Below are 11,933 nucleotides of genomic sequence, written 5' to 3' on the forward strand. Positions count from 1 at the left end.
AATGTCGTGGAAACACGGATTTTCGAGGGGTGTCATGACAACGGCCAACGACATCGGGACACGTGTCCTCGACGAGTACGAGAGCAGAACACCGGGTTCGCTCGCCGCGTTCCGGAAAGCACACGAGTATCTGCCCGGCGGGGACACTCGCACGATGACCAGCTACGACCCGCATCCGCTGTACTTCGACGAGGGACAGGGAGTTCGACTGCGCGATGTGGACGGAAACTGGTACACGGACTTTTTGGCCAACTACGGCGCGCTGGTGCACGGACACAACCACCCCGCTCTGCTCGAAGCCGTGCACGAGCGGGTCGAACTCGGCACCGCGCCGGGTGGGCCGACGCTCTCGCAGATCGAACACGCCCGGAGACTGTGCGAGCGGGTCCCCTCCCTGGACACGGTACGTTACTGCAACTCCGGTACCGAGGCGACGATGTGGGCGCTGCGGGCGGCCCGGGCCTTCACCGGCAGGGACCTCGTCGTGAAGATCAGTGGTGGCTACCACGGTACGCACGACTGGAGTCAGGTGGACGCCTTCGTCGCCAACGGCAGGCAGTTCCCGCAGCACGACCCCGAGCTCGCGCCCGCGACCGTGAGCCACGGGGTGCCGGGGCAGGTGCTGGACTCGGTGTTGTCCGTGCCCTACAACGACGTCGGCACCGCACGTCGGGTGCTGTCCGAGTGGGCCGAGCGGACGGCCGCCGTGATCGTGGAGCCGATGCTCGGCGTCGGGGGTGGGATCCCGGCTGATCCCGGGTTCCTCCACGGACTGCGGGAGGTCACCGAGCGGACGGGGGCCCTGCTGATCTTCGACGAGTGCGCCACCTTCCGGGTCGGCCCGTGGCAGGTGCGGCACGACGTCCGCCCGGACCTGACGACCTTCAGCAAGATCATCGGCGGTGGCCTGCCGATCGGGGTGTTCGGGGGGCGCGCGGACGTCATGGAGATCTTCGATCCCAACGGGCCCGACCCCGTGTTCCACGCGAGCGCGTTCGGTGCCAACAGTCTCTCGCTGGCGGCGGGGATCGCCGCGTTGGACAACCTCGGACCGGCGGACATCGAGCGTCTCAACAGGATGGGAGAACGCTTCCGCAGTGGACTCGACCGTGTGGCGGCGGACGCGGGAGTCGCCGGGGACGCCGTCGGTTGTGGTTCGATCAGCTACTTCCACTTCGGTTTCGGCGAGATCCACGACGCCGCCGACGTGGCCGCCAGGCGGGCGCACCGGGCGGACCTGCGCCGCCTGTTGCATCTGGAGCTGCTCAACAGGGGCTTCGTCACGGGGCGGCACGGGATCATGTGCCTGAGCGTCCCCACCGAACCATCCGATGTGGACGAGTTCACCGACGCGTTCGGCGGGGCGCTGCGTACGCTGCGTCCCCACATCGCGCGGCACCACCCCGAACTGCTCGACCGCGCTCCCGGAGGGACGTCATGAGCCGCCTTCCCGAACCGCACTCGGTGCGGGAACTGGCGAGGGAGTTCGCCCACGGCCGGTCCGCGGCGGAGTACGCCGGTGACGCCCTCGACCGGTGCCGCGCGCACCGGTCACTGAACGCCTTCGTCTCCCTCGACGCCGACCGCGTGCTGCGGAGGGCCCGCGCGGCCGACGGGACACGCCCGGACGATCCGGCCTCCACGGGAGCCCTGCACGGGGTTCCGATCGCGGTCAAGGACAACATCGACGTGGCCGGTGAGGTCACCACGGCGGGCACACCCGCGCTGCGCGGGAACCTCGCCCGTGCCGACGCCGGAGTGTGCTCGCGGTTACGGCAGGCGGGGGCCGTGCTGTTCGGGAAGACGAACATGCACGAGCTCGCCTACGGCGTCACCGGCGAGAACCGGGTGTACGGGGCGGTGGGCAACCCGGTGGCGGGCGGGCGTCTCCCCGGTGGCAGCAGCAGTGGCACGGCGGCGGCCGTGGCGGCCTCGCTCGTGCCCGCCGGGCTGGGAACCGACACCGGAGGCTCCGTCCGCATCCCGGCCTCGTGCTGCGGAGTGACGGGATTCCGTCCCACCACGGGGCGCTACCCGACGGGCGGGGTGCTGCGTGTCTCGCACACGCGCGACACCGTGGGGATCCTCGCCGGCGACGTGGACGACCTGCTCGTGCTGGACGGGGTGCTGTCCGGCGAGGCCGACGGGACGGGCGAGCCCGAACGGTTGCCCACGCGGCTCGTCGTGCCCTCGTGCCCCGGCCTCGGGGATGTGGACGCCGAGGTGGCCTCCGTTGTGACCCGGGCGGTGCGGACCCTGCGTGAGCACGGTTGGACCCTGGTCGAGGCGGACTTCCCGCCCACCGTTCCGGAGCTGATCGAGCGGGTGAGCTTTCCCATCGCGCTGGGTGAGACACCGGCGTGTTTCCGACAGTACCTGGAGACCGTGCGCGAGCCGACGACACTGGACGGTCTGGTGTCGTCGGTGGCCGACCCCGATGTTCGCGACATCCTGCTGCCGCTGTGCCGGGAGGACCCCGAGCGGGACGAGAAGCGTCGACGAGCCGTGACCGAACTGCGGCCCGCGCTCGCCGCCGCTGCCGCCGAGCACCTGCTCGCCCACGGGGCCTCGGCCTGCCTGGTCCCCACGACCGTGCTGCCCGCGCCCCGGGTCGGGACCCGCACGCTGGTGCGCCTCAACGGGCGCACCGTGTCCACGTTCCCGACCTACGTGCGCAACACGAATCTGGCCAGCATCGTGGGGTGGCCGTCGGTCAGCATCCCCGCCGGGAGGACGGAACGGGGACTTCCCGTCGGACTCCAGCTCGACGCCCCGGCGGGGACCGACCGCGCGTTGCTGGCGCTGGCCCGGGACTGTGCCCGCGTCCTGGCGGGCACCGACACTGCCCTGTGAGGTGGGAGCGTGCGGAATCCGTCCGAGGTCTTCGGGGACGACCGGCTGCCCGGCCTGCTGGAGGAGGCCGAGCTCGTGCGCCGCTACCGCGACAGCGGCGGGGACACCGACCGGCTGATCTACCTCAGTCTGGGGGAGAACTGGTCCGGGCCCCCGGCGGGACTCGACGAGGCGCTCCGCGAGGGAGTTCCGCGCTACGCGCACGGCTACATCCTCTCGCCCTACGGTCTGCCCGCCCTGCGGGAGCGGCTGAGCAACCGCATCGCTGCCGAGCACGACCTCCCGCGAAGGCCCGGTGCCCACACCGACTACGACGTGGCGGTCAGCCAGAACGGCACCCGGGACGCCATGTCCGACTTCGGCAGGATGCTGTGGGACTCCACGACAGCGGGTGCGCCCCCACCGGCCGTGCTGGTTCCGGAGCCCGGCTGGGACTACGCGGGGGTGTTCGAACCCCTCGGGTTCACGGTGCTGCGGTACCCGGTGCCCGAAAGCGAGGGTTACCGCCCGGACGTCGAGACGATCCGGCGTGTGTTGCACGAGCGGCGGCGGGCGGATCCGCGCGGCACGAGCCTGCTCGTGCTCAACCCCCAGCACAACCCGACCGCGGCGAACTGGGACGCGGACACGGTGCGGGCGATGCTGCGGGCCATGGAAGAGACCGGCTCGGCCGTGCTGCTCGACGACGCGTACTTCGCCGTGCACGAGCCGGGCACCGAGCCGACGAACGCGCTCGGGGAACTGCTCACCGAGGCGGGCCGTACCGAGCGCGGGAGCCGGTTCCCGTGGCTGGCCGTGCGCACCCTGGGCAAGCAGTTCCACTGCAACGGGTGGGGTGTCGGGGCGATGACCGCCCACCCGGAGACGTTGGCGGCCCTGGCGGGGTATCGCCACCAGCACGCCTTCGTCTCGTCCGTGCCACTCCAGGCGGCCATGGCGGCCTGGCTGGACGATCCCGCCTCGGACGGGTATCTCGACCGGATTCGGGAGGAGTACGCGACCAGGCGTTCCCGCGTGGCCGAGCGCCTCGTCGGGGAACTCGGCTACGTCGGGCACCCCGGTTTCCCCGGCTCGTGCACCTCCTACGTGCGGCTGCGGGTGCCCGCCTGGCTGGCCGGAGACCCGGAACCGGCGCGCACCTACCGGCGTCGCTGTCTGGACGAGGCCGGCGTGCTGCTGGGGGAGGGGAGCATGACCTCCGGTTCTTCCGGCTCGGAGGGGGTGCTCGGGCACGTCCGGCTCTACCTCGGCGCCCCGGCTCGGGAGCTGGATCTGGCGCTCGACCGCATCGGCCGGGTGGGGCTGGGATGGAACCCCCGCTGAGGTCCACGACCAGCCGGGTTCGACCTCCACCGCGCGCTCGACGCATCCGGGGTCCGGGGGACCGTGCTCAGTCCCACCAGAAGGTCCACTGTCTGCGCCCCCGGATCTCCTCGGCGTAGGCCGAGATGCTTCCGGTGTCCTGCATGACCCGGTCGGGGGCGAAGGTCCAGTGTTCGGCGGCGACGGCGGCGGCGTGCTCGCCGCGGATGGGCGGTGCCGCCACGCTGAGGTCCAGTCTGTCGGGGCCCAGCCGCAGCACCCGCACTCCGAAGCGGTCCTCCCAGCTGCGCAGCATCGCCGACAGTCCCGCGCAGCGGGAGACGTGGTTCGTCGCCCCGGACCAGCCGAGCACGGTGAGCACGTCGGCTCCGCGCCGTACCGGCACCAGTCCCAGGCGGGTCTGCTCGTCGAGCAGCCGTTGGGTCAGCTGGTTGGCGAGCACGGTCGCGTCGGCCAGCAGGTCCCCCGGCGGGGCCGGACCGGGACAGGAGTAGCCGAAGGGGGCGAGGCTGTCGGGGTCGTAGGCCGGTCCGAGTTCGGAGTCCACCTGGCACAGACCGGTCCAGATCCGGTCCATGACCTGTTCGGCCCGCCACCTGTCGACGTGTTCGAGCGGTTCCGGGGTGACCACCCCGACGGTGCAGCGTTCGCCGTACGTCTCGGTGTCGTCGACCAGCAGCAGCGGCCACAGCCCGGTAGACTCGCTGTCGGCGCGCAGCGTCGCCAGCAGCTGGGCCGAAGGGGGTTCCTTGCTGATCCAGCACAGCGGACCGGGCTCGTGGTGGCCGTCGATCCTGGTGGACTGTTCGGTGAGCAGTTCACCGGCGGGCAGTTCGACACGGCCCGCGAAGCCGATCCGCAGCATGGCGAACGGGTCCGTCGCCGCCGCGCCCTTCCGGTCTTCCCACGCCACTGCACCGCCTCCTCACCAAGCGGCCACACACGCCGCGAGCGGCGGGTCGGGTCATCGCTTTGGCGATCAGTGTGCCATTCCGGGGTGGGGAAGTCCGCACGTAGGACGGGGCGTACCGGCGCTGTCGTGCCTCGCCACACGCCCGTGAGCGTGAATGTCACTCGGATGGCCGAGGCCGATCGTGGTCGAACCGGCCTCGACTCCGGTGCGTTCGAGGGGTCATGTCCCCGCCGGGTGTCCTTCGACCTCGCAGTCGCCTCCCGGGAAGACGAGCCGTTCGTGCCCGTCGTCGAAACGCACCAGGTAGGGCGGCTGCCCGTTCTCCCCGCGAACCTCCAGGATCACCCCGGTGCGGTCCGGCTGCTCGACCGTGCGGCTGTGTACGTGCAGGCGTTCTCCCGTCGTGGCCTTCATGAGTCGTCACCTCCAAACGGGCCGTAGTCCCCAGGGTAAGTGACCGCGGCCACATCGCGCAGTCGTCGGACCGGGCGAGGACCTCTCCCTCCGGTCCGCCGAGCTCCGCCCGCGTGGCGAACCGTCCTCCGGCGGTGTGCGGGGTCAGCCGCCCGAGCAGATGTCGAGCACCCGTTGCGCCTGGTCGAGCTTGCGCTGGCTCCACTCGGCGCTGTTGTCGATGGTCACCTCACCCGAGGCCACTCGTTCGGCGGAACGCTGCATGTCCAGCAGGGCCTCGCTGAGTGCCTGGTCGCTGGTCTGCTCGGCGAGGTTGCCCAGCTCTTCGGCCTTGTTCCGCGCGGTCTCGGCCGCCCGCTGCGGGTCGGAGAAGTTCAGGGTGAAGCTGACCAGCCCGGTCGCCTTGGCGCAGCTCTGCGCGGTGTCCAGACCCTGTTGGGCCCGGTCTATGCCCTCCTTGGCGTCCTGCACGCCCTGCTGGGCCTCCTGAAGCTCGCCGCACGCCGTCGTGGCCGCGAGCAGGGGCAGAGTCAGGGCCAGCATCACGAATGTGCCACGGATCCGCATGATTCCTCCGTCGTCGGGGCGGGCGCTCGCTCGTCCCGCACGACGCAGCCTACCGACCGTGCGGGCTCCGGGGAGGTGTTCTCGTGGGGTCCCGCTCGGACGGGGGTTCCGGAAGCCGGCTCAGCCCGGCGTTATCCAGGCCATCACGCTCGGAGGCAGGCCGAGTTCCGCCAGCCAGGGGACGGCCCCCACCCGGTAGAGCACCACCGTGGACAGGCCGAGCGCCACCACGGTCAGACCGGGGCCGACGATCGCCATCTCCACCTTGCCGCCGGTCTTCATCCGCAGGGCCTTCGGCGGGGCCACCGGGTACCAGGTCCGACTGCCCAGCGGCAGCGGCCACAGCATGGGACAACCCTGCTCGGTGACGGCGTCGCCGACGAAGTGGGCCAGGCACCCGATCATCACCGCCACGCCGAAGGCGGCCGCCTCGTGTGGCTGGTCGCCGGTCCAGGCCCAGCACACGATGGTCAACACCAGTGAGACGACCGCGATCAGCAGCGCGTCGCTGCGGGGCGACCAGTTGTTCATCAGTCCGCGCACCGTGAGTCCGGCGAACACGAACATCAGCACGCCCAGGGCGGTCCCGTTGCTGCTCTGCACGATGGCCGTGGTGATCAACCCGGCCAGCACGGCGAACACCAGGGTGTGGGTGAAGCCCCGGTGGGTGCCCGAGCGGTCGCTGTCGTGCGAGGTCCTGGTGAGCCGGTAGAGGAATCCGCTCAGTCCGCTCATGGCCTCCGACACGCCGCGCGACATCCCGCCGAAGGTGCGCGCCACCGTGGACTTCGGGTGGTCGATGTCCGGCAGCAGGGCGGCCCCCGTGGCCAGGGTGGCGCCCACCACCCAGGTCTTGGGGGAGAGTTGGCTGAGGGTGTGCGTGCCCGCCAGGGCGGTTACCGCGGCCCAGGCCGCGAGTCCGCTCATCGCGTGGGTGGGTCCGGTCGCCACGGGAGTCCTCCAAGATCACGGTCCGTGTCGAGCCTAGCCGTCCGGCCTCCGGAAGTGGGGACCCCGCGCCGGGGGAGAGGTCCGACCGGGCGATCCCGAGCACGGAGGTGTGGTGTTGCTCACCCCGGGTGTGGTTTTCGTGGGGGATGTCGGCTGTTGTGCTGGGTCGCCTCTCGGGGCGGGAAGCGAGGACCCCGACCCGTGTCGACGGGTGGGGCTCACAGCCGACCGGTTTAGCAGTACGCTTGTACCGTTTGCGTTTCTCGTGTGAGAGGAGCACCCCGCCACCATGAGCAAGATCAAGGTACAGGGAACCGTCGCCGAACTCGACGGCGACGAGATGACCCGCATCATCTGGTCCTTCATCAAGGACAAGCTGATCCACCCCTACCTGGACATCAACCTCGACTACTACGACCTGGGAATCGAGAACAGGGACGCCACCGACGACCAGGTGACCGTCGACGCGGCCCACGCGATCTCCAAGCACGGTGTCGGGGTCAAGTGCGCCACCATCACCCCCGACGAGGCCCGCGTGGACGAGTTCGGGCTGAAGAAGATGTGGCGCAGCCCCAACGGCACGATCCGCAACATCCTCGGCGGCGTGATCTTCCGCGAGCCGATCGTCATCTCCAACATCCCGCGGTACGTGCCCACCTGGACCAAACCGATCGTCATCGGCAGGCACGCCCACGCCGACCAGTACAAGGCCACCGACTTCAAGGTCCCCGGCCCGGGCACCGTCACCATCACCTACACCCCCGAGGACGGCTCCGAGCCGATGGAGCTGGAGGTCGCGAACTTCCCCGAGGGCGGCGGCGTGGCCATGGGCATGTACAACTACCGGCGCTCCATCGAGGAGTTCGCGCGGGCCTCCTTCCGCTACGGACTCGAGCGGGGCTACCCGGTGTACATGTCCACCAAGAACACGATCCTCAAGGCCTACGACGGCCTGTTCAAGGACGTGTTCCAGGAGATCTACGACAACGAGTTCAAGGCCGAGTTCGAGGCCAACGGCCTGGAGTACGAACACCGGCTGATCGACGACATGGTCGCCACCGCCCTGAAGTGGGAGGGCGGCTACGTCTGGGCCTGCAAGAACTACGACGGCGACGTCCAGTCCGACACCGTCGCCCAGGGCTTCGGCTCCCTCGGACTGATGACCTCGGTGCTGATGACCGAGAACGGCACCGTCGAGGCCGAGGCCGCCCACGGCACGGTCACCAGGCACTACCGCAGGCACCAGCAGGGTCAGGAGACCTCCACCAACCCGATCGCCTCGATCTTCGCGTGGACCCGCGGGTTGCAGCAGCGCGGCAGGCTGGACTCCACCCCCGAGGTCGTGGAGTTCGCCAAGGCGCTGGAGCAGGTCGTCATCGAGACCGTCGAGAGCGGCAGGATGACCAAGGACCTGGCACTGCTGGTCGGCGGTGACCAGGGTCACCTGAACACCCAGGAGTTCCTGAACACGCTGGACGAGAACCTGCAGAAGAAGATGGCCCAGCGCTGACGGGGACTTCCCGCCGGCTTCGCCGGGGCACTCCGCTCGGCCTGGAGTGTCCCGGGGCCGGGATGCCGGAGGACAGCGGGCGCCGTCCCGACGTGGGGCGGCGCCCGCTGTGTGTCGTGGACACGGATCTCGGTGAGACGGGCACGCCGAGGCCGGTCAGCCGAGTTCGCCGTTTTTGACGCCGAGCAGGAAGTCCTTCCACTGCGCGGGGGTGAAGTGGTGTGCGGGCCCGGTGCGGTCCTTGGAGTCCCGCAGCCACCAGCCCGCGCCGTCCCGTGCCACCTCGACGCAGTTCTCGGCACCGCCGCTGAAACTGGAGGTGTGCCAGGTCAACTCCTGGTGAGTGCTCGCTTCGGGCATATCGTTCTCCTAGCTCAGTTCCCCGATGCGCCGGTCGAGGGCCTCGATTGTCTTCTGTGGACTCAGGGCGGCCGCGCGGAGGTTGTCGTAGGCGAGGTTGTAGACCCGCACGTGTTCGCGGCCGAGGTAGTCGCTTCCGGTCAGTCCTTCGGTGTAGACGATACTCGGCTTGCCCTCCAGCAGGGTGATGATCGTGAACGAGGTTCCGTGGCACGCGTGCGCCCCGCCGTCGAAGGGCAGCACCTGCACGGTGCTGTTCGGGGTCTCGGCCAGCGTCCTGATCCGTTCGAGTTGGGTGCGCAGCACGGTGCTGCCGCCGATCTCGCGGTGCAGTGCCTCCTCGCCCACGACCAGCCAGAGCCGCGTTGTCTCGTTCTTCAGCAGTGACTCCGCCCTCTTGGCGCGTTCCTCCGCCATGCGATCGACGTCGGCCGGAGCGACTATGACGGCACTGTTCAGTATCGCCTGGGCGTAGTCGAAGGTCTGCACGGTTCCGGGGAACGAGTCCGGGAAGAAGAGCTTGATCTCGGTCGCCGCGGCGATCAGGTTGACGTACTTGGTCGCCCACTCCGGTACCCGTGCCGGTGGCAGTTTGCGTCTGGCCTCGGCGGCGAGTTTGCGGAGCACCTCCGCGCGTTGGTCGTCGACGCCGAAGACGTCGATCGCCTTGGTCAGTTCCCTGTCGGTGAGACTCTTGTCGCCCTGCTCGACCTTCGAGAGTTTGCCCGCGTACCAACCGAGCTCTCTGGTCGCCTCGGATGTGGACAGTCCCTTGTGTTCACGGGCTTCCCGTAGTTCGGCGCCCAGCAGGATCCGCTGAACCACCGGCCCTGGATCTTCCTCGGTCACGGCAGCAGTCTGTCGCATCTCTCTTCTCACTCCCACTGTCCCTCGTACGGAGTAATTCCAAAATTCTGGGTTTTTCCGTCGGAATTTCCGCTGTAACTTGTTTGGCAGTGGCATATGTGGTTGGCATCACACTATCCGATGGCGATGGGAGGAGATCATGGCGGTAGTGAGCACCGGGGGTTTCGAGTCCCGAGCGGAGGAAACGGCGGGACACTCCGGCAAAGACGGGCCGGATCAGCGGTTCGAGCATCCGTTGGAGGCGTTGGTGCCTGACCCGGCGGGTTTGGAGCCGTTGGGGGACGAGTCGCGTTTCGTGGAGCTGGTGCGTGAGNAGCGGTTCGAGCATCCGTTGGAGGCGTTGGTGCCTGACCCGGCGGGTTTGGAGCCGTTGGGGGACGAGTCGCGTTTCGTGGAGCTGGTGCGTGAGCTCGTCAGTGAGAACGCTCCTCGGGTGTTCGCGGTGGTGCAGGAGTACGGGCAGCGGGTGGATGCCCGTATCGCCGCGTGGGGGATCGCGTTCGAGGGGCGTGCCGAGGTCGTGGCCGTGGAGGAGAACCTCCGGATGAGGGTGTCGAGTCCGGAGGTGGCCGTGCGGTTGTTCCACCTCGGCACTCGTGTCCGTGCCCGGCTGGTGTGGTCGGAACCGGGGGTTTGAGGCTCTCGACGCTTCCGCGTCGGAACCGAGCAGGTCCGTGGAAAGGAAGAGGCCGGGGCGCCGTCCCGTGGTGTGGGAACTTTCGATGTTGGGGCGGCGCCCCCGCTGCGCGGCTCGGTCGTAGCCGTGGTTGGGAAGCCCTTCGATCAGCCGAGCGTTTCGTTTTTAAGGCTGGTCAGCAGGGCGTTCCACTGTGCGGGGGTGAAGTGGTGGGCGGGGCCGGTGCGGTCCTTGGAGTCCCGCAGCCACCAGCCCGCGCCGTCCCGTGCCACCTCGACGCATTGCTGAGCACCGCCGCTGAAGCTGCTTGTGAACCAGTCAAGGCCGTCATTGTGTAGCGCCATACGATCTATCCCAACTCAGTCCAGGTCCGCTATGTATTGATCAAGCAGGATCAGCGTTTCCTCTTCCGAGAGCGCGTCTTCGTGCGCTTGGTCGAACGCCAGGCTATAGGCCTTCGTGCTCTTCACGTAGTCCGCGCCTGTCAACGTCTCGACATACGCGATCGTCGTCCTGGCCCGTTCGATCCACAGTAGGGTGAACGGACAGCTCAACCCGGCATAGGGGCCGTGAGTGAGCGGCATGACTCTGAGGGACATAGTGGACAGAAGCGCCATCTCCCGGAGTCGTTCGAGCTGTGCTCGCATCTCATGAGGGGCGCCGACCCTGCGTAGTAGGGCCTCTTCACCGAGTACGGCCCAGACTCGGGGCGCCTTGTCTCCGTAGAGGCGGTTTCCGCGTTCCTCACGAGCTGCGGCCATGTCGTCGACATCGGCCGCCAGTACGACGGGTGACCTGATGAGTTGGGCTCTCGCGGACGCTTTCGTCTGTAGCAGACCGGGAATCTCGTTGTATACCAGGCGTATTTCGGAGGCAGCACGTTCAAGGGGTATGTACTGCTTGGCCCAGTCGTTCACCCGTTCCGGAGCTGCCTTGCGACGTGCTTCGGTTCCGAGTTGCTTGACTTGAGCTGCTTCGGGGCCAGGCACCCGGTAATAGGACAGCAATGTGGACAGTTCTCGGTCCGTCAGCCCGAGCGTTCCGTTTTCGATCTTGGAAAGTTTTCCTCGATACCAACCCAAGTAGGCATTCGCATCGTCGAGTGCGATCCCGCTGGACTCGCGAAGAGTTCGGAGGCGCTCGCCCAGGATCAGTCGTTGGACGATCGGACCAGGGTCGTCGTTCATGGTTCACAGTGTGCCCCGGCTATCGAGCTGACAGTGTTGCTGGTTTCGTCTCAAGTTCACCCGGATGGGGAGTCTATATGAGTGTCTCAAATTGAGTCTCAAATGTATCATTCGTCGATGTCGACGAGTTCGTGGCGCCACTCGGAAAGTTGTCGATAGTCGTCGAGCGGACGGGAGACGAACATGGAGTCGGTATCGAGAGAGCGGGAAGCCGAAACAGGCGTGGATGGAACCTCCGCTGAATCAGCGGAGGGCGAGCGGTTCGAGCATCCGTTGGAGGCGTTGGTGCCTGACCCGGCGGGTTTGGAGCCGTTGGGGGACGAGTCGCGTTTCGTGGAGCTGGTGCGTGAG

The 11,933-nt window shown here is 68.3% G+C and carries 12 protein-coding genes; 4 read left to right on the forward strand and 8 right to left on the reverse strand.

Features of this window, described 5'->3' with window-relative positions; translation table 11 throughout:
* Positions 1-34 precede the first annotated feature (34 nt).
* The 3 genes from ACTMO_RS0101830 to ACTMO_RS20055 are packed head-to-tail and all read left to right on the forward strand — an operon-like array spanning position 35 to position 4,176.
* Positions 35-1,441 carry an aspartate aminotransferase family protein gene (locus ACTMO_RS0101830; RefSeq protein ID WP_019852946.1) on the forward strand — a complete coding sequence of 469 codons (1,407 nt, stop codon included), beginning with the start codon at positions 35-37 and terminating at the stop codon, positions 1,439-1,441.
* Positions 1,438-2,853, forward strand: coding sequence for an amidase family protein (locus ACTMO_RS20050; RefSeq protein ID WP_019852947.1), 1,416 nt, complete (start codon positions 1,438-1,440; stop codon positions 2,851-2,853). Before ACTMO_RS0101830 ends, ACTMO_RS20050 begins: the two co-directional genes overlap by 4 nt.
* A 9-nt stretch (positions 2,854-2,862) precedes the next feature.
* Positions 2,863-4,176, forward strand: a complete 1,314-nt coding sequence (locus ACTMO_RS20055) for a pyridoxal phosphate-dependent aminotransferase (RefSeq protein ID WP_019852948.1) — start codon at positions 2,863-2,865, stop codon at positions 4,174-4,176.
* Between the two features lie 67 nt (positions 4,177-4,243).
* Here the strand turns inward: ACTMO_RS20055 and ACTMO_RS0101845 are convergent, their stop codons facing one another.
* The 4 genes from ACTMO_RS0101845 to ACTMO_RS0101860 form a co-directional block, all read right to left on the reverse strand.
* Positions 4,244-5,089, reverse strand: coding sequence for a DUF4253 domain-containing protein (locus ACTMO_RS0101845; protein WP_019852949.1), 846 nt, complete (start codon positions 5,087-5,089; stop codon positions 4,244-4,246).
* 219 nt (positions 5,090-5,308) lie between these two features.
* Positions 5,309-5,503 carry a DUF1918 domain-containing protein gene (locus tag ACTMO_RS0101850; RefSeq protein WP_019852950.1) on the reverse strand — a complete coding sequence of 65 codons (195 nt, stop codon included), beginning with the start codon at positions 5,501-5,503 and terminating at the stop codon, positions 5,309-5,311.
* 144 nt (positions 5,504-5,647) lie between these two features.
* Complete coding sequence (locus tag ACTMO_RS0101855) at positions 5,648-6,070, reverse strand: hypothetical protein (protein WP_019852951.1); 423 nt, start codon at positions 6,068-6,070, stop codon at positions 5,648-5,650.
* A 120-nt stretch (positions 6,071-6,190) separates the two neighbouring features.
* Complete coding sequence (locus ACTMO_RS0101860) at positions 6,191-7,021, reverse strand: metal-dependent hydrolase (protein WP_019852952.1); 831 nt, start codon at positions 7,019-7,021, stop codon at positions 6,191-6,193.
* Positions 7,022-7,310: 289 nt separating this feature from the next.
* Here ACTMO_RS0101860 and ACTMO_RS0101865 point away from each other — a divergent pair, with 289 nt between their 5' ends.
* Positions 7,311-8,531 (forward strand): NADP-dependent isocitrate dehydrogenase, encoded by a 1,221-nt coding sequence (locus ACTMO_RS0101865; protein WP_019852953.1) that lies wholly within the window; start codon positions 7,311-7,313, stop codon positions 8,529-8,531.
* Between the two features lie 156 nt (positions 8,532-8,687).
* Here the strand turns inward: ACTMO_RS0101865 and ACTMO_RS20060 are convergent, their stop codons facing one another.
* The 4 genes from ACTMO_RS20060 to ACTMO_RS0101890 all read right to left on the reverse strand — a co-directional run bounded on the left by ACTMO_RS20060 (position 8,688) and on the right by ACTMO_RS0101890 (position 11,582).
* On the reverse strand, positions 8,688-8,891 hold the full coding sequence (locus ACTMO_RS20060) for a DUF397 domain-containing protein (RefSeq protein WP_019852954.1): 204 nt from the start codon (positions 8,889-8,891) through the stop codon (positions 8,688-8,690).
* A gap of 9 nt (positions 8,892-8,900) precedes the next feature.
* Positions 8,901-9,740 (reverse strand): helix-turn-helix domain-containing protein, encoded by an 840-nt coding sequence (locus ACTMO_RS0101875; RefSeq protein WP_026448771.1) that lies wholly within the window; start codon positions 9,738-9,740, stop codon positions 8,901-8,903.
* 801 nt (positions 9,741-10,541) lie between these two features.
* The gene (locus ACTMO_RS0101885) at positions 10,542-10,739 is read right to left on the reverse strand and encodes a DUF397 domain-containing protein (protein WP_019852957.1); all 198 of its coding nucleotides are present in this window, start codon (positions 10,737-10,739) and stop codon (positions 10,542-10,544) included.
* Between the two features lie 15 nt (positions 10,740-10,754).
* Complete coding sequence (locus ACTMO_RS0101890; RefSeq protein WP_084792007.1) at positions 10,755-11,582, reverse strand: helix-turn-helix domain-containing protein; 828 nt, start codon at positions 11,580-11,582, stop codon at positions 10,755-10,757.
* Between the last annotated feature and the right edge of the window lie 351 nt (positions 11,583-11,933).

The organism is Actinopolyspora mortivallis DSM 44261, from assembly GCF_000384035.1.
Classification (GTDB): Bacteria; Actinomycetota; Actinomycetes; order Mycobacteriales; family Pseudonocardiaceae; genus Actinopolyspora; species Actinopolyspora mortivallis.